This is a genomic window from Pseudomonas sp. PS01270 (assembly GCF_029959775.1).
In the GTDB taxonomy this organism is placed as follows: domain Bacteria; phylum Pseudomonadota; class Gammaproteobacteria; order Pseudomonadales; family Pseudomonadaceae; genus Aquipseudomonas; species Aquipseudomonas atacamensis.
Genome location: NZ_JASCPT010000086.1, coordinates 1 through 23,768 on the forward strand (window position 1 = coordinate 1; position 23,768 = coordinate 23,768).

Sequence of the window (23,768 nt, forward strand, 5' to 3'; positions counted from 1 at the left end):
CTGCAACCGGCCCCTTCGCGAGCAAGCTCGCTCCCACATTGGAAGGCATTCATCCTTTGGGAGCGAGCTTGCTCGCGAAGGGTCCAACTCGCCACCCCCTCCTCAACGCCACCGCACCAAATCGGTGCGCGCAGCCCATCCCCTAGCACAAAACCGTGACTACCCAGTCACCGTTTTGGCCCACTTCGACCGAAAAACATGCCCTTCGTCGGAGCGTTTCCCCTCCTGAACCCTCGCTTACATCCCGACACAACCGATTGTCGAACAATTTACCCATTTGCCCCGACCCGCTCTAGGATCTGGCCTAGACTCATTTTTCAGTGGCCAAACCACTCGGTCATACCGACGAAAAAAAGTCGAAACTTTTGCTTCACGCCACAGGTCATCAGAACAACTGGGCGAAAGCGACTGGTGTAATCCTTGCAACGGCCTCACCACCCATTCTGCTTGCGCGTGTTGGGTCAGCATTTGCTCACCGATGCGTGGCGCCTTTGCGCCCGGCCACAGGACTTGGCCACGAAACAGCTTGTTCGAGACAAGAATCAGATCACACACGGGAGATACATATGATCAGTGCGGCATTGGATATTCAGGGAGAGCGTGCTCACCAGTCGCTTGGAGAATCGAGCACCATCAGTGTTCCCGGCAGCCGACAGATCAACGTACCCGGCACCAAGACGCTTGCTCCGGTAGCAAGCCAGAATCCCAACAAGAAAAAAGTGTTGTTTGTGACTTCGGAAATCGCCGATCTGGTCAAGACCGGCGGCCTCGGTGACGTCTCCGCCGCCCTGCCCCGGGCCATGGCCCATCTGCATGATGTGCGGGTGCTGATCCCCGGTTATCCGCAGGTGGTGCACAGCGAAAACCCGATTCACATCATCGGCGAGCTGGGTGGCCACGCCGCGCTGCCACCTTGCAAGATCGGACGCATGGACATGCCCGATGGCCTGGTGATCTACGTGTTGATCTGCCCTGAACTCTACGAGCGTGAAGGTGGCCCTTACGGCGCCAACAACGGTCGCGACTGGCCGGACAACCATATCCGCTTCGCCCGCCTCGGCCTGGCCGCTGCCGACATCGCCGCCAATCTTGCGCAAATTCACTGGCGCCCGGATCTGGTGCACGCCCATGACTGGCCGGCTGGCCTCGCGCCCGCTTACATGCACTGGCGCGGGCAGCGCACGCCGACCCTGTTCACCATTCACAACCTTGCCTACCAGGGCGTGACGAGCCTCGGTTCCTGCCCGGAGCTGGGGATTCCCACCCATGCCCTGCAACAGGAAGGCATGGAGTTCTACGGCAAGATGTCGTTCCTCAAGGCCGGCATGGCCTATTCGAGCCACATCACCACCGTCAGCGCGACGTATGCTCAGGAAATCACCACCCCGGACTTCGGCTGTGGCCTCGACGGTTTCCTTGCCGCCAAGACCCAGCAAGGCCTGCTCAGCGGCATCCCGAACGGCATCGACGAGAGCTGGGATTCGGCGACCGACCCGCACCTGTTTGCCCCGTTCGCCATCGGCGACTGGGAAGGCAAAGCGGTCAACGCCGCCCACGTCCGTGAGCTGTTCGGCCTGAATGACTCTACCGGCCCGCTGTTCGCCGTGGTTTCGCGCCTGGTCTATCAGAAAGGTCTCGACCTCACCGAAGCGGTGTCCGAGTTCATCGTGCAGAACGGTGGTCAGATCGCGATCATCGGTCGCGGCGAGCCGGAAGAAGAACAAGCCATGCGTGAACTGGCCCTGCGTTTTCCTGGCCAGATCGGCGTGCGCATCGGCTTCAACGAGACCGATGCCCGACGCATGTTCGCCGGCAGCGATTTCCTGCTGATGCCGTCGCGTTACGAACCATGCGGCCTGAGCCAGATGTACGCCCAGCGTTTCGGCTCGCTGCCGGTCGCGCGCAACACCGGCGGTCTGGCCGACACCATTGAAAACGGCGTCACCGGTTTCCTCTTCGATGAGTCCACCGTTGATAGCTATAAAGAAGCCCTGAGCCGCGCGTTCAAGGTCTTCGCCTTCCCGGAACTGCTCAATGCCATGCGCTGCCGCGCCATGGCTGCACCGTTCAACTGGAGCAAAGCGGTTGAACCGTACGCCGAACTTTACGAACAACTGGTCGCCAAGGCGTTGGGTAAAGCCAGCCACAAATAACCAGGGAGTTGCAGAAAATGCCGTCAAGGACCCAAGAAACCTGGCCCCACGGCGCGATCATGCTGGATGCCGAGCACACGCAATTTGCGTTGTGGGCGCCTGACGCGTTCTACGTCAGTGTGGAACTGGAAGATGGAAAATCGTTGCCCATGCTGCCTCAGGGCGACGGTTGGTTTGTAATCAAGGCCAATTGCCCGGGGGGCAGTCGCTACCGTTACTGCATCGATGGCGAACTGGAGGTGCCGGACCCGGCCTCCAGGGCGCAGGATGGTGACCTTGACCGCCACAGCGTGGTGGTCGACCCCCATGCTTATCAATGGCGGCACACGACCTGGAATGGTCGGCCGTGGAGTGAAGCGGTGATTTACGAGCTGCACGTCGGTGCGCTCGGTGGTTTTGCCGAAGTCGAACAGCATCTGGCGCGGCTGGTGGCGCTGGGCATTACCGCCATCGAATTGATGCCGCTGGCGCAATTCCCCGGTGATCGCAACTGGGGTTACGACGGGGTGCTGCCCTACGCACCGCAAGCCTCCTACGGCCCCCCCGAACAACTCAAACACCTGATCGACACCGCCCACGGCCATGGCCTGGCGGTGATTCTCGACGTCGTCTACAACCACTTCGGTCCCGATGGCAACTACCTGCATCGTTACGCCAAAGGCTTTTTCCGCGAGGACAAGCACACGCCATGGGGCGCGGCGATCGATTTCCGCCGTCCGGAAGTGCGTGAGTTCTTCATCGAAAACGCATTGATGTGGCTGCTCGAATACCGCTTCGACGGCCTGCGTCTGGATGCGGTGCACGCGATTGAAGATCCCGACTTCCTCAGCGATCTGGCCCGACGCATTCGCCAGCAGATCGACCCGACCCGGCACGTCTGGCTGACCGTCGAGAACGAGCTGAACCAGTCGAGTCTGCTGGAAAACGATTACGACGCGCAGTGGAACGACGACGGTCATAACGCGTTGCACGTGTTGCTGACCGGCGAAACCGACGCCTATTACGCTGACTATGCTGCGCAGCCCACCGAGCAACTGGTGCGCTGCCTGAGTCAGGGCTTCGTGTTCCAGGGCCACATCACTCGCCATGGCGAACCTCGCGGCGAGCCGAGCGAACATCTGCCCTCCACTGCTTTCGTGCTGTTCCTGCAGAACCATGATCAGATCGGCAACCGTGCCTTTGGCGAACGCCTGCATCAGCTCGCCGACCCGCGTGCGGTACAAGCGGCGACGGTGTTGTTGCTGCTGTCGCCGATGATTCCGCTGATATTCATGGGCGACGAGTTTGCCGCCGAGCAACCGTTCCTGTTTTTCACCAGTCACCACGGTGAGCTGGCGGAACTGGTGCGTGAAGGTCGGCGCAACGAGTTCGCCGCATTCAGTGCCTTTACCGATCCGCACAAGCGCGAACAGATCCCCGATCCGAATGCCGAAAGCACTTTCCACGCTTCGCAGCCGCGATTGTCCGGCAGCGGCACCCCATTGCAACAGCAGACCCAAGAGCTCTATCGGCAACTGCTCAAGTTGCGGCACCAATACATCATTCCCAACCTCTCCGGGACCCAGGCTCTGGGCGCGCAGATGCTCGGCTATGGCGCGGTCAGCGCACGCTGGCGACTGGGCAACGGCAGTGAGCTGCGAATTGACCTGAACCTCAGTGACACGCCAGTGGTCAACCCTGCACAGACCGATACCGAGTGGCTGTTTCAACAGCCAGCCGCGATCGAGCTGTCGGACCCGAACCAACTGCCGGCGTACACCGCGCTCGTCAGCCTCACGGCCGCACCCGTTATGCACCCCCTGGATGGAGAGCGCCTATGAGCGATGCGCAACTGGAAATACTCGCCAGTCGAGCCGGCCTTGCCGTCGACTGGATCGACGCCAACGGGCGTCAGCAAAAAGTCGCTCCTGCTGTGTTGCGCAATGTCCTGATCGGACTCGGCCACCCCGCCAGCACCGCGCAAGAAATCGATGCCAGCCTGCTGGAATTGCAAGAAGTCCAGCAAGACCGCCATTTGCCGCCCCTGCTGACCTGCGACGTGGGCGTTGCCCTCGACCTGAGTCGCTATTTCTCACCGGAAACCCCCTGCGAAATCCATCTTGAAGACGGCTCGCAGATGAACCTGAAGCTGGACAACGAAGCCATGTTGCCCGGCTTGATTCCGGTCGGTTACCAGCAAGTGCATATCGCCGATCAGTATTTCACGCTCGCCGTGGCGCCTGAACGCTGCTTCAGCGTCGCCGATGCGGTCGATAGCCCGATCCCGCGGGCCTGGGGTCTGAGCGCCCAGTTGTATTCGCTGCGCCGTCCGGGTGACGGTGGTTTTGGCGACACCCAGGCGCTGGAGGAACTGGTTCGTGTAGCGGGCGAACGCGGCGCCGATGCGCTGGCAATCAGTCCGATGCACGCGATGTTCAGCGCCGACAATGGCCGCTATAGCCCTTATTCGCCGTCCAGTCGTTTATTTCTAAATTCACTGTATGCCGCGCCGGGGAGCATTCTCGGCGAACGCGCGTTGCGTGATGCAATTGATGCCAGTGGCCTGGCCGCGCAGTTCGAGCAGCTGGAAAATCTCAAGCTGATCGACTGGCCGACCGCTGCCGAAGCCAAGCAGAAACTGCTGCAAGCCTTGTATGACGGTTTCGTCGCTGGTGAGCATCCGCTGCACGCCGACTTCGCCAGTTTCCGCCATGCCGGTGGCGAAGCGCTGGAAAACCATTGCCGCTTCGAAGCGATTCAGGAAATGCGCGCCGCCCGTGGCGAAAGCCTCGACTGGCGCGAATGGCCGGAGCACTGGCACGACCCGCGCGGCGCGGCGCTCGGCGCGTTTGCCGAGGAATACGCCGAGCGCATCGGTTATTTCGCCTTCTGCCAATGGCTGATCCATCGCTGCCTAGAGCGTGCGCAAACTGCTGCGCGCAGTGCTGGCATGGGCATCGGTCTGATCGCCGACCTCGCCGTCGGTGCTGACGGCGCTGGCAGTCAGGCCTGGAGTTTTCAGGATGAATTGCTCGCCTCACTGACCGTGGGCGCGCCGCCGGACATCCTCAATCGCAGCGGTCAGGGCTGGGGCATTTCCGCGTTCTCGCCGGAAGGGCTGATCCGCAACGGTTTCCGTGCCTTCATCGACATGCTGCGCGCCAACTTCGCCCACGCCGGTGGCTTGCGCATCGACCATGTCATGGGCCTGCAACGCCTGTGGGTGATTCCCAACGGCGCCGCCCCGGCCGATGGCGCCTATCTGTATTATCCGTTCGACGACATGTTGCGCCTGCTGACCCTGGAATCCCATCGGCACGAGGCCATCGTGCTCGGCGAAGACCTCGGCACCGTGCCGGAAGGCCTGCGGGAAAAACTTGCCGCGCGGTCAATCCTGGGCATGCGCGTGCTGTTGTTCGAACAGGACAACACCCGCTTCAAACCGATTCTCGACTGGCCGGATGATGCCCTGGCGACCACCAGCACCCATGACCTGCCGACTCTCAACGGTTGGTGGCATGGCCGCGATATCGACTGGAATGCACGCCTCGGTCTGGTCGATGCCAACGGCGAAATCGACTGGCGCCGGCATCGCGAGCGTGAACGCGAAGGCCTGCGCGACGCGCTGCGTCAGGATCCGCAGAACTTCCGCGAAGAGTCCCACGAAGCCGATCAAGTGGTCGATGCCAGTGTGCGTTTCCTCGGCCACACCCGCGCGCCGCTGGTCCTGCTGCCGCTGGAAGATGCCTTGGGTATCGACGAGCAGCCGAATCTGCCTGGCACCACCGATTCACATCCGAACTGGTCGCGACGTTTACCCGGTCCCAGCGAAGCGTTGCTGGACGGCCCCGATGCCGCCCGCCGCCTGGAACTGCTGGCCTGCGCGCGCCTTCAAGCCTCTGAGCGTGACCAATGAATCAACAGCAAATCCAGCCGCTGCGCGCCACCTTGCGCCTGCAATTTCATAAGGGTTTTACCCTCGAACAAGCGGTGCCACTGGTGCCGGACTTTGCCCGCCTCGGCATCAGCCATATCTACGCCTCGCCATTGCTGGCGGCGCGCGCCGGTTCCATGCATGGCTACGACGTGGTCGACCCGACCCAGGTCAATCCGGAACTGGGCGGCGAGCCGGCGTTGCGCCAACTGGTCAGCACCCTGCGCGAACACAACATGGGCCTGATCCTCGACATCGTTTCCAACCACATGGCCGTGGGCGGCAACGACAACCCGTGGTGGCTCGACCTGCTGGAATGGGGACGCCTGAGCCCGTACGGCGAATTCTTCGACATTCAGTGGCACTCGCCGGACCCGTTGATGGAAGGCCAGTTGCTGCTGCCGTTCCTTGGCAGTGATTACGGCGTGGCGTTGCAGGAAGGCACGCTGAAGCTCAAATTCAACGCGCAGACCGGGACTTTCTACGTCGAGCATTACGACCACCACTTCCCGATCTGCCCAAACAATTACGGCGAACTGCTCAAGTCCGACGACACGCTGAAGTCTCTGGCAGATCGCTTCAGCACACTCAGCTACCAGACCGACGCACATTCGCTGGCGATGCCGCTCAAGCAGGAGTTGCGCGAGCTGGCCAGCGATCCGCGTGTTCTGGCGACTATCGAAAACAACCTCGCTCAATACGATTCCACCAACGAGGAAGGCTTTCACAAACTCCACGAACTGCTGGAACGGCAAAGCTATCGCCTGGCCAGTTGGCGCACGGCGGCGGACGACATCAACTGGCGCCGCTTCTTCGACATCAACGAGCTTGGCGGCCTGCGCGTCGAGCGTCCGGCGGTGTTCGAAGCGACCCACGGCAAAATTTTCCAATTGGTCGAAGAAGGTCTGGTCGACGGCTTGCGCATCGACCACATCGACGGCCTCGCCGACCCGCGTGGCTACTGCCGCAAATTGCGCCGTCGCCTTGATCACTTGGCGCCGGGACGTCATCTGCCGATCTATGTCGAGAAGATCCTCGGCGAGGGCGAAACCCTGCGCCGCGACTGGAGCGTCGACGGCACCACCGGCTACGAGTTCATGAATCAGCTGTCGCTGCTGCAACACGACCCGGACGGCGAACACGTGCTCGGCGAACTCTGGCAGCGCCGCACTGAGCGCCCGGCTGCGTTCATGGAAGAAGCGCAACTGGCCCGTCAGCAGATCCTCAACGGCTCGCTGGCCAGCGACTTTGAAAGTGTCGCGCAAGCCCTGCATCAAGTCGCGCGTGATGACTTGATGACCCGCGACCTCACCCTGGGCGCGATTCGCCGCGTGCTGCATGCGTTGATCGTGCACTTCCCGGTTTATCGCACTTACATCAGCGCCATGGGCCGTTCCGAGCAGGACGAAGCGATTTTCCAGCACGCCATGGACGGTGCGCGGCAAACCCTCAGCGAAGCCGACTGGCCAGTGCTCGACTCGGTCGCCAGTTGGCTCGGCGGCACGCCATGGCGCCGCAAGCCACGGGGGCGCTCGCGCAAGATCCTCAAGCATGCCTGCGTGCGTTTCCAGCAACTGACTTCGCCGGCAGCTGCCAAAGCCGTGGAAGACACCGCGCTGTATCGCTCGGCGGTGCTGCTGTCGCGCAATGATGTCGGTTACAACACCGAGCAGTTCAGCGCTCCAGTCAGTGAGTTCCATGAAGTCAATCAACAGCGCATGGCCGAGTTTCCTGACAACCTGCTCGCGACTGCCACCCATGACCACAAGCGCGGCGAAGACACCCGCGCCCGGTTGGCCGTACTCAGCGAACGCAGCCATTGGTACGCCGATCAGGTCGAACTGTGGCGCGCCCTCGCCCGCCCGGTGCGCATCGAAGATGACGCGCCTTCCGCTGGCGACGAACTGATCCTCTATCAGGCATTGCTCGGCAGTTGGCCGCTGGACCTGCAGGACGATGACCAGGCCGGTTTCGCTGATTACGCCAAGCGCATCTGGCAATGGCAGCAGAAAGCCCTGCGTGAAGCCAAGCTGCAAAGCAGCTGGAGCGCGCCGAACGAAGCGTATGAAAACGCAGCGCAAGCCTTCACGGAAAAGCTGCTGACCGGTGAAGAAGGCGAGTTGCTGCGTGCGGCGCTGAGCAAGACCGTCAACAGCATCGCCGCTGCCGGCGCGCTCAACGGGCTGGCGCAAACCTTGCTGCGCATGACTGTGCCGGGTGTGCCGGATCTGTACCAGGGCAACGAGTACTGGGACTTCAGTCTGGTAGACCCGGACAACCGCCGCCCGGTGGATTACGCCGCACGCGAGCAAGCGTTGCAGGCATCCGTGCCGGGTACCGAGCTGCTTAAGGACTGGCGTGACGGGCGCATCAAACAGGCGCTGATCAGTGAGGTGTTGAACCTGCGCAAAGACCACAGCGAGCTGTTCCGCCGTGGCGATTACCAGCCATTGGAAGTATTGGGCAGTCAGGCGCACAACGTCTTGGCATTCGCGCGTGAACACGAAGGCGTGCGGGCCATTGTCGTAGTGCCGGTGCGTTGCGCAACGTTGCTGGAAAACAGTGCCATCCCGCAGGTCGATGCGCTGCGCTGGGGCGATACGCGGGTGGTTTTACCGTCTGCCGCTTCGGATGCAAACCTGAAGGGACTTTTTGCCAGCAGCGTAGTCACACAAAACAGGGAGCTGAATGTCAGCGAAGCGCTGGGGGATGTCCCGGTCAATCTCTTTATCCAACACTTAACACAAGCATGAGTTCAGTTCAGGAGCATTGCGATGAGCACCGACGATAAACGCATTCGCGAATTCGCCTATCAGATCTGGGAGTCGGAAGGGAAACCTGAAGGCCACGAAGAACGTCATTGGGAAATGGCGCGCAAGCTGGCCGAGGCCGAAGCGCTGGCACCGAAGAAGCCACCAAAAGCGGCTGGCAGCAAAGTGGCTGGCAAGACTACAGCGGCAACAGCGAAAAGCACCGACGGCAAGACACCGGCAGCCGCCAAAGCCAAACCAGCGGCGAAAGCCAAGCCTGCGGCCACGGCCAAAGTAGTCCCGCCGGGCGAAAAGGCTGCCGAGAAAAAGCCGCGAGCAGCGAAGAAGCCTCCGGCGAACTGACCCGATCCATATTTGAACTGAATGACTGTGTGGCGAGCGTGCTCGCCACAAGGGGTTCTTGCGCCCCGAAGAAAGTCCCTCCCCACTGCGGGAGAAAAATCTAATCCCCTGTGGGAGCGAGCAAGCTCGCTCCCACAGGAAATCTCATTGCCTGAACTGTCCCGTTTTTTTGCAGGAGCAATCATGACCCGTCCAAAGAAAGCCGAACCCGCTGCGCACGCCGAGCCGTCGAGAATCCGTGAAGGCCTGCCCTTCCCGCTCGGTGCGACCTGGGATGGTCTGGGGGTGAACTTTGCTCTGTTTTCCGCCAACGCCACCAAGGTCGAGCTGTGCATTTTCGACGATGCCGGCGAGGTCGAGCTCGAACGCATCGAGCTGCCGGAATACACCGATGAGATCTACCACGGCTACCTGCCGGATGCGCATCCTGGCTTGATCTACGGCTACCGCGTTTATGGTCCTTATGACCCGGCCAATGGTCACCGCTTCAACCACAATAAACTGCTGATCGACCCGTACGCCAAGCAGTTGGTCGGCGAGCTGAAATGGTCGGAGGCGCTGTTTGGCTACACCATCGGCCACCCCGACGCCGACCTCAGTTTCGACGAGCGCGACAGCGCGCCATTCGTGCCCAAGTGCAAGGTCATCGACCCGGCGCACACCTGGGGCAACGACCATCGCGTCAGCGTGCCGTGGGACAAGACCATCATTTATGAAACCCACGTGCGCGGCATCAGCATGCGTCACCCGTCGGTGCCGGAAAACCTGCGTGGCACTTTCGGCGGCCTGATGGTCGACGACGTGCTCGAGCACATTCGCAAGCTCGGCGTGTCTTCTGTCGAACTGCTGCCGATCCATGCTTTCGTCAACGATCAGCATCTGCTGCAAAAGGGCATGACCAACTACTGGGGCTACAACAGCATCGCGTTCTTCGCCCCGGACCCGCGTTACCTGGCCAGTGGCAAGATTGCCGAATTCAAGGAAATGGTCGCGCATCTGCACGATGCCAACCTCGAAGTCATTCTCGACGTGGTCTACAACCACACCGCCGAAGGCAACGAGCAAGGCCCGACCCTGTCGATGCGCGGTATCGACAACGCCTCCTACTACCGCTTGATGCCCGACGACAAGCGCTACTACATCAACGATTCCGGCACCGGTAACACGCTGGACCTGAGCCACCCGTGCGTGCTGCAAATGGTCACTGACTCCCTGCGTTACTGGGCCAGTGAGATGCACGTTGACGGTTTCCGTTTCGACTTGGCAACCATTCTTGGCCGTTACCACGATGGTTTCGACGAGCGCCACAGCTTCCTCGTCGCCTGCCGTCAGGACCCGGTGCTGCGTCAGGTGAAGATGATCGCTGAGCCGTGGGACTGCGGTCCCGGCGGTTATCAGGTCGGCAACTTTCCGCCGGGCTGGGTTGAGTGGAACGACAAGTTCCGCGACACCGTGCGTGCGTTCTGGAAAGGTGACGACGCTCAGCTTGCCGATTTCGCCAGCCGCATGACCGCTTCCGGCGAGATGTTCAACCAGCGCGGGCGCCGGCCGTATTCGTCGGTGAACTTCATCACCGCCCACGACGGTTTCACTCTCAACGATCTGGTGTCGTACAACGACAAGCACAACGAAGCCAACGACGAGAACAACCAGGACGGCAGTAACAACAACCTGTCGTGGAACCACGGCGTCGAAGGCCCGACCGACGATCCGGAAATCAACGCACTGCGTCATCGGCAGATGCGCAACTTCTTCGCCACCCTGCTGCTGGCCCAAGGCACACCGATGATCGTTGCCGGCGACGAGTTCGCCCGCACCCAGGACGGCAACAACAACGCCTATTGCCAGGACAGCGAGATTGGTTGGGTCAACTGGGACCTGAGCGAGGACGGCAAGGCCCTGCTCAAGTTCGTCAAACGCCTGATCAAGCTGCGCCTGACTTACCCGATCCTGCGTCGCGGACGCTTCCTGGTTGGCGAATACAACGAGGACATCGGCGTCAAGGACGTGACCTGGCTGGCACCGGACGCCACCGAGATGACCACCGAGCACTGGCACGATGCGCACAATCGCTGCCTCGGTATGCTGCTCGACGGTCGCGCGCAGGAAACCGGCATCCGCCGCAAGGGCGCAGATGCCACCCTGTTGTTGGTGGTCAACGCCCACCACGACATCGTCAACTTCACCCTGCCGGAAGTGCCGGATGGCGGCTTCTGGACCTGCATGATCGACACCAATCAGCCGTCGATTCGTGGCCAGGAACGCTTCGACTTCGGCCATGAATATTCGGTGACCGGGCGTTCGTTGCTGTTGTTCGAACTGCAACGTGACGAAGAAGATTGATATGGACTTTCAACATTATCTGGCCCGCCGTCCGCCAGATTACGCCGACACCAACGCCCTCGGCCGTTGCCTGAGGGCGATGGTCGAGGCCGGCCTCGACCGCTTGCCGTTACCCGGCAGCGGTCACACGCTGGAGCGCTTTCAGCGTCTTTCGGAAGTCGGCGGACATGATTTAGGCCTGTGCAAACTCTATGAAGGCCACACGGATGCGCTGGCGATCATCGAGCAATTGGGCGGTACGCCAACCCCGGGCAGCACGTGGGGCATGTGGGCTGCGGAACCGCCGCAGGCGCGGGTGAAAGTCACGCCGGCCGGGCATATGGTGACGCTGAACGGGCGCAAGGCCTGGTGCTCTGGCGCTGCGGTGCTCAGCCACGCCTTGCTTACCGCATGGGACGCGGACGGTCAGCAGCAATTGGTTGCAGTCGCACTCGATCAACCTGGCGTGACCATCACCGATCAAGGCTGGCAAGCGGTGGGCATGGCGGCGACCGGTAGCGTTGAAGTGCTGTTCGACAACGCTGAAGCGCAGGCCATTGGCAACCCCGGTGATTACCTGCAACGACCGGGGTTCTGGCAGGGCGGGATCGGTATCGCGGCTTGCTGGTATGGCGCTTCACGGCGGATTGCCGAAGGGCTGCGTCAGCATTGCGCGCAACGCGATGAACCGCACGCCCTCGCCCATCTCGGTGCGACTGACACAGCACTGCAAGCGGCAGCGGATGTGTTGCGCTTCAGCGCGCTGCAAATCGATGCGCAACCCGAGGCCGACGCTGAATTGCTTGCTCGTCGCGCCCGCGCGGTGGTCGAACAGTCTGCCGAACAGGTGATGCGCGAAGTCGGCCGGGCGCTGGGTGCCGGGCCGTTCTGTCAGGATCGGCATTTCGCCCGGTTGAGTGCCGACCTGCCGGTGTTTCTGCGCCAGAGTCATGCCGAACGCGACCTTGCTGCGCTGGGCCAGCAGATTGCTGGTCAGTCCTGCGAGGTCTGGGCGTTATGAAGGACAACCCGATCGTTGGCCAGGGCACTTCATTGCAGCAATGGCAGGCTTCGCGGCGTCTGGCCGAGCTGCCGGCCATCGACATTCTTGACTTGGTACCGCTGGGCTCGCGAGCGGTGATCATCGCGCCGCACCCGGATGACGAAGTGCTCGGTTGCGGCGGCATCATGCAGTTGCTGGCGGCAGCCGGACGGCCGTTGCAGTTGATCTCAGTTACCGATGGCAGCGCCAGTCACCCCGGCTCGCAGCGCTGGACAGTCGAGCGTTTGAGCGTGGTGCGTCCACAGGAGTCTGCCGAAGCCCTGCGTCGTCTCGGTCTGCCGATGCATAGCCTGAAATGGCTGCGCGGCGGTTTTACCGACACCCAAGTGGCGGCGCAGGAAACCGAGTTGAGCGAATTCATCGCCGGTTATCTGCATGCCAGTGACGTGCTTTTCACTACCTGGCGCCAGGACGGTCACAGCGATCACGAGGCCGTCGGCCGCGCCAGTGTCGAAGCGGCGCGACGCGTTGATGCGACCTGCCATGAACTTCCGGTCTGGACCTGGCACTGGGCAACCCCGGAAGACGCTTCGGTGCCATGGGAGCGGGCGCGCAAGATTCTCCTTTCACCGACGCACATCGCACGTAAACGCCACGCCGCGCATGCGTTCGCCAGCCAGTTGGAAGGCGACCGCGACGTCGGCCTCGGGCCGGTGCTCGCGCCCTATGTGCTCGATCGTTTGCTGCAACCTTTTGAAGTGGTGTTCCTGTGAGCGTCGATGACCGCTATTTCGATGGCCTGTTCGCGGGCAATGATGACCCATGGGCGTTCCGCCAGCGCTGGTACGAGCAGCGCAAACGCGCGATCACTCTCGCCGCCCTGCCCCGTCCGCGCTACAGGTCGGTGTTCGAACCGGGTTGCGCCAACGGCGAACTGAGTGCAGAGCTGGCTCCGCGCTGCGACCGCCTGTTGTGTTGTGACACGGCGAGCGCGGCGGTGAAGCTGGCGCGCACGCGCTTGAGCATTTTCGAGCATGCCGAAGTCCGCCAGGGCCGCCTTCCAGTTGACTGGCCGGAGGAAAAATTCGACCTGATCGTATTCAGCGAAGTCGGCTACTACCTCGACGAAAAAGATTTGACACAAATGATCCGCCGGATCAGTGAGTCACTGACCGCCGACGGCCAATTGCTGGCCTGCCACTGGCGCCCGCCGATCGAGGGCTGCCCGCTGAATGCACGGCAGGTCCACGATCAGATCCACGATCAGTTGGCTTTGCCGCGTCTTGTGCTGCATCAGGAAGCGGATTTCATTCTCGAACTGTGGAGCCGCGAGCCACGCTCGGTGGCGGCCCTGGAGGGCTTGCGTTGATCGGTATTGTGATTCCGGCGCACAACGAAGAGGCGCTGCTTGATGAATGCCTGCGCGCAGCGTTGCGCGCCAGCCAGCATGCGCAACTGGGCGGCGAGCCGGTGGAAATACTGGTGGTGCTCGACAGCTGCAGCGACGCCTCGGCGCAGATTGTCAGCGCTTACCCGGTGCTGAGCCTGCAGATCGATGCGCGCAACGTCGGCGAAGCCCGAGCCGCCGGTGCGCGCCTGCTGCTCGAGCGTGGTGCCCGCTGGATCGCCTGCACCGACGCCGACAGCCGCGTCGCCGATGACTGGCTGGCGGCGCAACTGGGACTTGAGGCGGACGCAGTGTGCGGCACGGTCACCGTCGAGCACTGGCACGAATCGATCGATGAAGCGGCGCAGATTCGCTATCACCGCCATTATCAGGCCCGCGATGGCCATCGACACATTCACGGCGCCAACCTCGGTGTCAGTGCCGAGGCTTATCGTCTGGCCGGCGGTTTCAAGCCGCTGACCTGTGACGAGGACGTGCAACTGGTGCGTGCACTGGAGCGCAGCGGCGCCAATATCGCCTGGAGTCACCGTCCGCAAGTGCACACCAGCGCCCGTCTCGACAGTCGGGCCAAGGGCGGGTTCGGTGACTTTCTGCGCAATCTGGCACAGCTGGAATAAAAAATTACGGATCAGATTGATCTGTGACGCGACGAATCGGCTGTCTTGAGCAATACTCTGCCTCGCAGTAATCCAAGGGTTGGAGCGCTGCACCGTTGCTATTCATTTGCCTTCACGGGCCGCGATCAGCGTTGGCTGCTCACGACTGAGGGCGAGATACCACAAGGACGTCGCACTCATGAAATCGTCATTACTCAACGAACACGGCCTGCCGGCACAGATCTGGAACAGCGCGCCGCAACTCGACAATATTCCCGTCATCAACACCCACAGCCTGGTACCCGCCGGCGCCCGCGCCGTGGTCATCGCGCCGCATCCGGGCGACGAAGTGGTCACTTGCGGCGGTCTGCTGCAATTGCTCTCCAGCCTTGGCCATCCCCTGCAATTGCTCTCGATTACCGACGGTAGCGCCAGCCACCCCGGCTCGCGCCAGTGGTCGGAACAACGTCTGAGCGTGTTCCGCCCGCAGGAAAGCGTCGAAGCCCTGCGCCGCCTCGGCCTGCCCATGCACAGCCTGAAGTGGGTGCGCGGCGGCTTTACTGACAATGCACTGAGTGATCAGCAAAGCCAGCTCACCGAGTTCATCGGCCGTTACCTGCGACCGGGCGACGTAGTGTTCAGTACCTGGCGCAAGGACGGCCCGCCGGATCACGAAGTGGTTGGCCGCGCCAGTTTCGACGCGGCGCAGAAGGCCGGGGCGACCTACCACGATGTGCCGGTGTGGGCCTGGCACTGGCCGGAGCGCGAGCAGCAAATGATTCCCTGGGAACGCGCGCGCAAGCTGCGTCTTGACACCTGGACAGTCGCGCGCAAGAGCCACGCCACCCACGCTTACGCCAGCCAGCTCAAGGGCGAACCGGCCATCGGCATCGCCCCGCTGCTGCCGCCGGTGCTGCTGGAGCGGATGCGCTTGCCGTATGAAATCGTCTTCTTCTGAACGCCAAAGCCCCCGCTGACACCGTGAACCCCTGTGGGAGCTGGCTTGCCAGCGATAGCGGTGTATCAGGCAACAGAGATACTGCTGATTTGGCCCCATCGCTGGCAAGCCAGCTCCCACAGAGTCCTGTGTAGGATCAAACATTTCTGTAAGGAACTGCCACCCCCTCAAACCAGTCGCATGAACAGGCATGGCCCAATTCAGAGGAGTGAACGTGTCCAGCGATCCCAAGCGTCAAGCGGTCGACGCGCCAGTCATTCATCGCCTGCGGGTACTCACGGTCAACACCCATAAGGGCTTCACCGCGCTGAATCGGCGGTTCGTTCTACCGGAGCTGCGCGAAGCGATGCGCAGTACCTCGGCCGATCTGGTGTTTCTACAGGAAGTGGTGGGTGAGCACGAACGCCATTCCAGTCGTTACAACAACTGGCCGCAGACATCGCAGTACGAATTCCTCGCGGACAGTATGTGGAGCGATTTTGCCTACGGGCGCAACGCGGTTTACCCGGATGGCCACCACGGAAACGCGCTGCTGTCGAAATACCCGATCCGCGAATATCGCAACCTCGACGTGTCGATCACCGGGCCTGAACGGCGCGGGCTGTTGCACTGCATTCTTGATGTGCCTGGGCATGCCGAGGTGCACGCGATCTGTGTGCATTTGAGTCTGCTGGAAAGCCATCGGCAATTGCAGTTGCAGCTGCTTTGCCAGTTGCTTGAATCACTGCCCGATGATGCGCCGGTGATCATTGCCGGCGATTTCAATGACTGGCAGTTACAGGGCAACGCCGCCCTCGCCCGTCGCGACTATTTGCACGAAGCTTTCGAACGTCATCATGGGCGCCCGGCGAAAACCTATCCCGCGCGGTTTCCCTTGCTGAGGCTTGACCGGATTTATCTGCGCAATGCCAGCAGCCATGACCCGCGCATTCTTGGCAACAAGCCGTGGACGCATCTTTCGGATCATTTGCCGTTAGCAGTTGAAGTGCACCTGTAGCTGCGTTTTTGACAGCAATTAAATGACAGGCCTTCCCGGCAACTGACGCTCGGAAGGACCTTTCGTCGGCGGCAAAAAACCGTCAGCCGCCTGCTTCGCAGGCGTTTTTCCATGCAAACAAACACTTAGTTATGTGCAGAAAAACAAACGCTTGCAAAGGCTGATTTAAGCGCGCCATTCATCGTGCATTTTCTTGACGCGCAGGCGTCACTCTTCTTATCTCTACCTTACTACCCCCGGAATCACTACTGGGGCTGACCTTCCGGCACTCGCGAAATCGAGCAGCCGCGGTTCGCCCCGCTCTATTCGGTCGCCCCTCGTTCGGGGTAGGAGAGACGCCAAACACGAGATGACGCATGCGCTTGCAAGGTAGACCTCCATGAAAACTTCACTGACCCCACATGAATTGAAAATCACCCTTTGCACAGTGTCAGGTTCACTGTTGCTGTGCTCGTCCATGGAGGCGCATGCGGAATTTTCGGCGGATGAACCCGCGTGGTATCGCGCCGATGTCCCTGTGATGACCTTGCCAGTGACCGTGATAACGCCCGGACCGCTGCCATTGAGTCAGCAGAGTTCGCGCCTGATCACCGAAGATCTTGCGCCCTCCGCATGGGACGAGCTATACGGCAAAAGCGCCCGGCAAGCACAGACCGACGCACTGTCTTCCGGTTATGCGATCGGTGGCGAGTTCAAAGGTCCGGCCGTGGTCACGTTGAAAAGCGCTAACGGGACTACCCAGACCCTTGGTCTTATAGGTGGCGACAGTCAGGTCCAGCTGAATGCCGATGGTGCGCTGACCCGACGTGCCCTCGCCGACCGCAACACTGACAGCCTCAACCTGCAAGGCCAGAGCCTCGGCGCCTATTACAGTCTGGTGGGTGCGCAAGGCTGGCACGTCGACCTGTCGGCCAGCGGCGGTCGGGTCAGCGGTTTCAGTCGGACCGCGCAAGGTAACCGGCAAGCCACCGAAGGCAATGCGATGACCTTTTCCGTCGAAGGCGGTTACCCGATCGGCTTGAGTGAAAACTGGGTGGTCGAGCCGCAGGCACAACTGATCAACCAGCGCATCAGTCTCGACGCTCCGTACGCCGGCTCGGGCAATGCCTCTTCCACCGACCTGACCGCGTGGAGTGGCCGCGTCGGTGCGCGGTTGAAAGGCAGTTATGACTTGAACGGGTTGCCTGTTGAACCCTACGTGCGCACCAACCTTTGGCACACCGTTTACACCGGCAGCACGGTGACGCTCGATCAGGTCGACAAGATCAGCAGCAGCCGCAAGTCTTCAACAGTGGAATTGGGTTTGGGACTGGTGGCGCGGGTCACACCGGCGGTAAGCCTGTACATGAGCGCCGATTACAGCAGCGATGTGGATGACAATGATCTGAACGGCATTATCGGCAGCCTCGGCGTGCGGATGCGCTGGTGATCTCCAGACTACCGAAAACCCTGTGGGAGCTGGCTTGCCAGCGATGGCGGCGTGTCACTCAACAAAAATGCTGAATATGACGACCTCATCGCGGGCAAGCCCGCTCCCACAGTTTTACTGTACCTGGATCAGCCCTGCGGCTTAAGAATCAACACCGCCAACGGCGGAAGATTCAGTTCCAGCGACAAGGATTGACCATGGCTTGGCACTTCTTCGGTCAATGCCCCGCCGCCATTGCCATAGTTGGAGCCGGCGTATATGTCGGCGTCACTGTTGAACAGCTCGGTCCAGCGCCCGGCAAACGGCACGCCGACGCGATACGACTGGCGCGGTACCGGTGTGAAGTTGGCGACGACCAAAACCGGCGAGCCATCCTTACTCCAGCGTAACCACGCGTAAACGCTGTTGATCGCATCATCGCCAATCAACCACTGGAAGCCTTGCGGCGCGTCGTCCTGATCGTGCAGCGCCGGCTCTTCGCGATACAGCCGGTTGAGATCGCCAACCAGTTTCTGCACACCTTTGTGCTCGGAGTACTGCAGCAGGTACCAGTCCAGTTGCTGATCGTGGTTCCACTCGCGCCATTGGCCAAACTCGCAGCCCATGAACAGCAGCTTCTTGCCCGGATGCGTCCACATGAAGCTCAGATAGGCGCGCAGGTTGGCGAACTTCTGCCAGCGGTCGCCGGGCATCTTGTCGATCAGCGAGTGCTTGCCGTGCACCACTTCGTCGTGGGAAATCGGCAGGATGAAGCGTTCCGACCAGGCATAGACCAGACCAAAGCTCAACTCGTTGTGGTGATGGGCGCGGTACACCGGGTCCTGCTGGATGTAGTGCAGCGAATCGTGCATCCAGCCCATGTTCCATTTGTAGGAAAAGCCCAGGCCGCCCTGCTGGGTACTCTGGCTGACGCCCGGCCATGCGGTGGACTCTTCGGCGATCACCAGCGCACCCGGCGCTTCCAGTTCAACCACGTCGTTCAAATGACGCAGGAAGTCGATGGCCTCCAGGTTCTCGCGACCACCGTGACGATTCGGTACCCACTCGCCCGCTTTACGCGAATAGTCGCGATACAGCATCGAGGCCACCGCATCGACACGCAGGCCGTCGATATGGAAGTGTTTCAGCCAGTGCAGCGCCGAGGCCAGCATGTAGCCGTGCACTTCAGTACGGCCGAGGTTGTAGATCAGCGTGTCCCAATCCTGATGGAAGCCTTCCAGAGGATTGCCGTACTCGTACAGCGCGGTGCCGTCGAACTGCGCCAGGCCGTGGGTATCGGTGGGGAAATGCGCCGGCACCCAATCGAGAATCACACCGATGTCGGCCTGGTGACAGGCGTTGACGAACGCGGCGAACTGATCCGGCGTGCCGTAACGCGCGCTCGGCGCGAACTGCGAAAGCAACTGATAACCCCAGGAACCACCGAACGGGTGCTCCATGATCGGCATCAATTCGATATGGGTGAATCCCAGCTCTTTCACATAAGGAATCAGCCGCTCGGCCAGTTCCGGCCAGGTGTACTGGCGCGCAACCTCGCCGAGATCATCCAGTTCGCACTGCCAGGAGCCGGCGTGCAACTCGTAGATCGACAAAGGCTTGGAACGCTGCTGGCGATCCTGACGGGAATTCATCCACTCGTGATCCTGCCAGTCGATTTGCAACGGCGAGGCGACTTTCGAGGCGGTGTCCGGTGGCAGGCTGGTGGCCAGCGCCATCGGGTCGGCCTTGAGCGGCAGAATGCCGTGGGCGCCGAGGATTTCGTACTTGTACAACTCCCCCGCTTGCAAACGCGGAATGAACAACTCCCACACGCCCGAAGGGTGGCGCAGACGCATCGGGTGACGGCGACCGTCCCAGACGTTGAAATCGCCGACCACCGAAACACGGCGGGCATTCGGCGCCCACACGGCAAAGCGCACACCGTCCACGCCATCAACGGTTTTCAGCTGCGCACCGAGGCAAGCACTGAGGTCACGGTGATTGCCTTCGGCGAACAGATACAAATCCATTTCGCCGAGCAGCTGACCAAAGCTGTACGGATCTTCGGCGACCTGCTCGCCACCGGCCCAGCGCGTACGCAACAGGTACGGTCGCGCCTGATCGAAATGGCCGACAAACAGCCCCGGCGTCTCGGTCATCTCCAGCGGGCCAAGCTCTTCACCGCTGTCCTTGTCTAGCACCGCCACACTCAGCGCACCGGGCAGATAAGCGCGGATGAACTGCCCGCCGGCGCCATCGCCGTGCGGGCCGAGAATGGAAAACGGGTCCTGATGTTCGGCGCGTACCAAGGCATCAATGTCGCGTGCCGAGGGTAACAATGCTTCCTTTACCACACCCTGTTCCTTGTTCGAGAAACTCATGACTACTCTCCACCAAGATCGGAAAAGGGTTTAAGCCCTGTCAATAATCCATACAAGCCGTGCAATGGCACAGGCAGCCACGTTGGGCGGTTTTCCGCCTCGTAGGCCACTTCATAAGCAGCTTTTTCCAGGCCAAACAACGCCAGTGCGGCGTCGGCACCCTCAGGATCCTGCCAGGCATGCTCAAGACTAGCTGCTGCCTCGCGGTATGCCTGGACAAATGCCTCGCGTGCTTCGCGCAGATAACGCTCGGCGACTCGTTTGCGCGCCGCTTCGGCTTCGACGCTGTTATCGACGTTGTGCACATTGATGGTCATCGCCGCTGCGTAATCGAACGAACGCAGTACGCCGCTGACATCCTTGTACGGGCTGTGCTTGCCGCGACGCTCACTCAACGGCCGCGCCGGTTCGCCCTCGAAGTCGATCAGGTAGGCATCGCCCTTGATCACCAGTACCTGACCCAGGTGCAAGTCGCCATGCACCCGAATGCGCAAGCCGCCAGTGGCTTTCTTCGCCAGATCCTGCACATGGGCAAGAATGGTTTTCTTCTCGTCGAGCAGACGCTTGACCAGTTTCTGGTCCGCCGCGTTCAACTCGCCTTGATGCTGCTTGAGCAGTTTCAAGGCATGTTCGACCTGGGCGGTGACATCCTTGGCCGTCGCGGCCATGTCCTTGCTCGACGACACTTGCGGCGCAAAGTCGGCGTTGTCGGTTGGCGCAGCGAGCACCTGATGCATCTCGCCCAGACGTTGGCCGAGCATGCCGGCGAAGTCCTTCAGCTCGCCCAAGGCGTTGTAATGCTGCTCCTGCTCGGACATGGCGTCGGCCAGTTCATCACGGAGCGCCCGTTCGAGGTTGTTCTGCGTCCATTCCCATGCATCGCCCTGATTGCTCAGATAGCCCTGAGCGATCATCAGCAGATTGTCTTCACCCTGCGCATCGCGGCGAATCACCGAACCCAGCAGTGGCGAGATATTGGCAAACCCGGCCTCGGTCAGGTAAGCGCTCATCTCCAGTTCCGGGTGTACGCCAGAAGCGACTTTGCGTATCAGCTTAAGCACCAGGCTGTTGCCGACAACCACGGAGCTGTTCGATTGCTCGGCCGACAGGTAGCGCACATCCGACTCGGCGCCGAGGCCGAGCTTTTCCAGATGATCTGTCTGTTCGAAGCGGATTTCGCCTTCGATCGACTCCAGTACGGTGTTGTTCTGCATGCCTTGCAGAACGGCGCGGACGAAGGTTTCCAGACTGAACGCATCGGTAATCAGGCCGACCTGACGCACACGGCGTACACGCGATAGCGCCAATTGCTGCGGCAACGGCGGGCCGACATGGTCTTCGCCAATGAAGCCGAACGGCAGTTGATAACGGTTGGTCTGGCCACCGCTGGTAACTTCGATTTCGCTGAGCAGCACTGGATGCTGGGCATCACCGAAACGCACGCCATAAGCCAGATTGACCTTCTCGATCGCCGCGTCCTTGCCGGCGAACCAGCGACGGTTCTGCAGCCAGCTCGGCAGAATGCTTTGTTCCAGCGTCGTACGCGACGGCGCTTCGAGCAGCTCTTCCATGCGTTTTTTCAGTACCAGCGTGGTGAAGTCCGGCAGGCTCTGCGCCGGTTCGACGTGCCAGCTCGGCATCTGGTTTTCCGCCGCGAGTGCGAACCAATAGAAGCCATAAGGCGCCAGGGTCAGAAGGAAATTCAACTGACCGATCGGCGGGAACGCGTTACCGCCGAGCATTTCCACCGGCACCATGCCGACGTACGCCGACAGATCCAGCTCGACTGCTTGCGCACTGCGCGAGACGTTGGCCACGCACAGGATGATTTCGTGCTTGCCATCGACATCGGTGTATTCGCGGGTGTAAGCCAGCACGCGACGGTTGGCCGGCGAGAGCATTTTCAACGTGCCACGGCCGAACGCTTTCGATTGCTTGCGCACGGCCAGCAGGCGCCGCGTCCAGTTCAACAGCGAATGCGGATCCCCGGACTGGGTTTCGACGTTGACCGACTGATAGCCATACTGCGGGTCCATGATCGGCGGCAGTACCAGACTGGCCGGATCGGCGCGGGAGAAACCGCCGTTGCGGTCGATCGACCATTGCATCGGCGTACGGACGCCGTCGCGGTCGCCGAGGTAGATGTTGTCGCCCATGCCGATTTCGTCGCCGTAATACAGGGTTGGCGTGCCGGGCATCGACAGCAGCAGGCTGTTGAGCAGTTCGATGCGGCGACGGTCGCGTTCCATCAACGGTGCGAGACGACGGCGAATACCGAGGTTGATCCGCGCGCGACGGTCAGCCGCGTAGTAGTTCCACAGGTAATCGCGCTCGCGGTCGGTGACCATTTCCAGGGTCAGCTCATCGTGGTTGCGCAGAAAAATCGCCCACTGGCAATTCGCCGGAATTTCCGGGGTCTGCCGGAGAATGTCGGTAATCGGGAAGCGATCTTCCTGCGCCAGCGCCATGTACATGCGCGGCATCAGCGGGAAGTGGAAGGCCATGTGGCATTCGTCGCCATTGACGCCAGCGGCATCGGTGTCACCGAAATACAGCTGTGTGTCTTCCGGCCACTGATTGGCCTCGGCCAGCAGCATGCGATCGGGATAGTTGGCGTCGATCTCGGCACGGATCTGCTTGAGGACGTCGTGGGTCTCGGGCAGGTTTTCGTTGTTGGTGCCGTCGCGCTCGATCAGGTACGGAATCGCATCGAGGCGCAGGCCGTCGATACCCATGTCGAGCCAGTAACGCATTACCGACAGCACGGCTTTCATCACTTGCGGATTGTCGAAGTTCAGATCCGGCTGGTGCGAGTAGAAGCGGTGCCAGAAGTACTGACCGGCGACCGGGTCCCAGGTCCAGTTGGACTTTTCAGTGTCGAGAAAGATGATTCGCGTGCCGTCGTATTTCTGATCGTCATCGGACCACACGTAGAAATCCCGCGCCGCCGAACCCGGCTTGGCTTTACGTGCACGCTGGAACCACGGGTGCTGGTCGGACGTGTGGTTGATGACCAGCTCGGTGATCACCCGCAGCCCGCGCTTGTGCGCTTCGGCAATGAAGCGCTTGGCGTCGGCCATGGTCCCGTAGTCGCTGTGCACGCCACGGTATTCGGCGATGTCGTAACCGTCGTCGCGACGTGGCGAGGGATAGAACGGCAGCAGCCAGATGGTATTGACGCCGAGGTCGGCAATGTAATCGAGTTTGGCGATAAGCCCGGGAAAGTCGCCGATCCCGTCATTGTTGGAGTCGAAAAACGATTTGACGTGAACCTGATAGATCACCGCGTCCTTGTACCAGAGCGGGTCTTTGATGAAGGCGGCTGCCTTGGGTTTCTTCGCCATGTGGAACTCCTGTTGAATACTTTATGGGCGTCCCACGACGATCGTTCCCACGCTCTGCGTGGGAATGCCGCCATGGACGCTCTGCGTCCGCTTTGGGACGCGGAGCGTCCCGGGATGCATTCCCACGCAGAGCGTGGGAACGATCATTACGTGGCGCTGATCCGCCAAATCC

General features: G+C 61.2%; 15 protein-coding genes. 13 read left to right on the forward strand and 2 right to left on the reverse strand.

Translation table 11 applies throughout. The features are described from left to right. Positions 1-566 precede the first annotated feature (566 nt). The 13 genes from glgA to QMX86_RS20225 all read left to right on the forward strand — a co-directional run bounded on the left by glgA (position 567) and on the right by QMX86_RS20225 (position 17,892). Positions 567-2,153, forward strand: coding sequence for a glycogen synthase GlgA (gene glgA, locus QMX86_RS20165; RefSeq protein WP_016774645.1), 1,587 nt, complete (start codon positions 567-569; stop codon positions 2,151-2,153). A 17-nt stretch (positions 2,154-2,170) separates the two neighbouring features. Further along, a complete protein-coding gene (gene treZ / locus QMX86_RS20170; protein ID WP_282386629.1) occupies positions 2,171-3,973 on the forward strand; it encodes a malto-oligosyltrehalose trehalohydrolase in 1,803 nt (600 codons plus the stop codon). Continuing rightward, a complete protein-coding gene (gene malQ / locus QMX86_RS20175; RefSeq protein ID WP_282386632.1) occupies positions 3,970-6,048 on the forward strand; it encodes a 4-alpha-glucanotransferase in 2,079 nt (692 codons plus the stop codon). Before treZ ends, malQ begins: the two co-directional genes overlap by 4 nt. Continuing rightward, the gene (locus QMX86_RS20180; RefSeq protein WP_282386634.1) at positions 6,045-8,819 is read left to right on the forward strand and encodes a malto-oligosyltrehalose synthase; all 2,775 of its coding nucleotides are present in this window, start codon (positions 6,045-6,047) and stop codon (positions 8,817-8,819) included. The genes malQ and QMX86_RS20180 overlap by 4 nt, the downstream gene beginning before the upstream one ends. 21 nt (positions 8,820-8,840) lie before the next feature. Then, entirely contained in the window at positions 8,841-9,179 is a 339-nt protein-coding gene (locus tag QMX86_RS20185) for a DUF2934 domain-containing protein (RefSeq protein WP_095179950.1), read from the forward strand. 183 nt (positions 9,180-9,362) lie between these two features. Beyond that, positions 9,363-11,522: a glycogen debranching protein GlgX gene (gene glgX, locus QMX86_RS20190; RefSeq protein ID WP_024012878.1), complete on the forward strand. Its 2,160-nt coding sequence runs from the start codon at positions 9,363-9,365 to the stop codon at positions 11,520-11,522. Between the two features lies 1 nt (position 11,523). Next, positions 11,524-12,522 carry an acyl-CoA dehydrogenase gene (locus QMX86_RS20195; RefSeq protein ID WP_024012877.1) on the forward strand — a complete coding sequence of 333 codons (999 nt, stop codon included), beginning with the start codon at positions 11,524-11,526 and terminating at the stop codon, positions 12,520-12,522. Continuing rightward, on the forward strand, positions 12,519-13,277 hold the full coding sequence (locus tag QMX86_RS20200) for a PIG-L family deacetylase (RefSeq protein WP_122746329.1): 759 nt from the start codon (positions 12,519-12,521) through the stop codon (positions 13,275-13,277). Before QMX86_RS20195 ends, QMX86_RS20200 begins: the two co-directional genes overlap by 4 nt. Then, on the forward strand, positions 13,274-13,873 hold the full coding sequence (locus QMX86_RS20205) for an SAM-dependent methyltransferase (RefSeq protein ID WP_122692633.1): 600 nt from the start codon (positions 13,274-13,276) through the stop codon (positions 13,871-13,873). Before QMX86_RS20200 ends, QMX86_RS20205 begins: the two co-directional genes overlap by 4 nt. Beyond that, on the forward strand, positions 13,870-14,529 hold the full coding sequence (locus tag QMX86_RS20210; RefSeq protein WP_041480987.1) for a glycosyltransferase: 660 nt from the start codon (positions 13,870-13,872) through the stop codon (positions 14,527-14,529). Before QMX86_RS20205 ends, QMX86_RS20210 begins: the two co-directional genes overlap by 4 nt. A 178-nt stretch (positions 14,530-14,707) precedes the next feature. Continuing rightward, complete coding sequence (locus QMX86_RS20215) at positions 14,708-15,466, forward strand: PIG-L family deacetylase (protein WP_016774638.1); 759 nt, start codon at positions 14,708-14,710, stop codon at positions 15,464-15,466. A 214-nt stretch (positions 15,467-15,680) separates the two neighbouring features. Then, positions 15,681-16,463: an endonuclease/exonuclease/phosphatase family protein gene (locus QMX86_RS20220; RefSeq protein ID WP_122750335.1), complete on the forward strand. Its 783-nt coding sequence runs from the start codon at positions 15,681-15,683 to the stop codon at positions 16,461-16,463. Between the two features lie 379 nt (positions 16,464-16,842). Further along, positions 16,843-17,892, forward strand: a complete 1,050-nt coding sequence (locus tag QMX86_RS20225) for an autotransporter outer membrane beta-barrel domain-containing protein (protein ID WP_122750334.1) — start codon at positions 16,843-16,845, stop codon at positions 17,890-17,892. A 128-nt stretch (positions 17,893-18,020) separates the two neighbouring features. Here the strand turns inward: QMX86_RS20225 and glgB are convergent, their stop codons facing one another. Beyond that, the gene (gene glgB, locus QMX86_RS20230) at positions 18,021-20,252 is read right to left on the reverse strand and encodes a 1,4-alpha-glucan branching protein GlgB (RefSeq protein ID WP_282385600.1); all 2,232 of its coding nucleotides are present in this window, start codon (positions 20,250-20,252) and stop codon (positions 18,021-18,023) included. Between the two features lie 2 nt (positions 20,253-20,254). Further along, positions 20,255-23,596 carry a maltose alpha-D-glucosyltransferase gene (treS, locus tag QMX86_RS20235; RefSeq protein ID WP_282385602.1) on the reverse strand — a complete coding sequence of 1,114 codons (3,342 nt, stop codon included), beginning with the start codon at positions 23,594-23,596 and terminating at the stop codon, positions 20,255-20,257. Positions 23,597-23,768 lie beyond the last annotated feature (172 nt).

Coding starts and splice junctions, on each gene's coding strand:
- glgA (WP_016774645.1), top strand. CDS start 567: ATGATCAGTGCGGCATTGGATATTCAGGGAGAGCGTGCTCACCAGTCG.
- treZ (WP_282386629.1), top strand. CDS start 2,171: ATGCCGTCAAGGACCCAAGAAACCTGGCCCCACGGCGCGATCATGCTG.
- malQ (WP_282386632.1), top strand. CDS start 3,970: ATGAGCGATGCGCAACTGGAAATACTCGCCAGTCGAGCCGGCCTTGCC.
- QMX86_RS20180 (WP_282386634.1), top strand. CDS start 6,045: ATGAATCAACAGCAAATCCAGCCGCTGCGCGCCACCTTGCGCCTGCAA.
- QMX86_RS20185 (WP_095179950.1), top strand. CDS start 8,841: ATGAGCACCGACGATAAACGCATTCGCGAATTCGCCTATCAGATCTGG.
- glgX (WP_024012878.1), top strand. CDS start 9,363: ATGACCCGTCCAAAGAAAGCCGAACCCGCTGCGCACGCCGAGCCGTCG.
- QMX86_RS20195 (WP_024012877.1), top strand. CDS start 11,524: ATGGACTTTCAACATTATCTGGCCCGCCGTCCGCCAGATTACGCCGAC.
- QMX86_RS20200 (WP_122746329.1), top strand. CDS start 12,519: ATGAAGGACAACCCGATCGTTGGCCAGGGCACTTCATTGCAGCAATGG.
- QMX86_RS20215 (WP_016774638.1), top strand. CDS start 14,708: ATGAAATCGTCATTACTCAACGAACACGGCCTGCCGGCACAGATCTGG.
- QMX86_RS20225 (WP_122750334.1), top strand. CDS start 16,843: ATGAAAACTTCACTGACCCCACATGAATTGAAAATCACCCTTTGCACA.
- glgB (WP_282385600.1), bottom strand. CDS start 20,252: ATGAGTTTCTCGAACAAGGAACAGGGTGTGGTAAAGGAAGCATTGTTA.
- treS (WP_282385602.1), bottom strand. CDS start 23,596: ATGGCGAAGAAACCCAAGGCAGCCGCCTTCATCAAAGACCCGCTCTGG.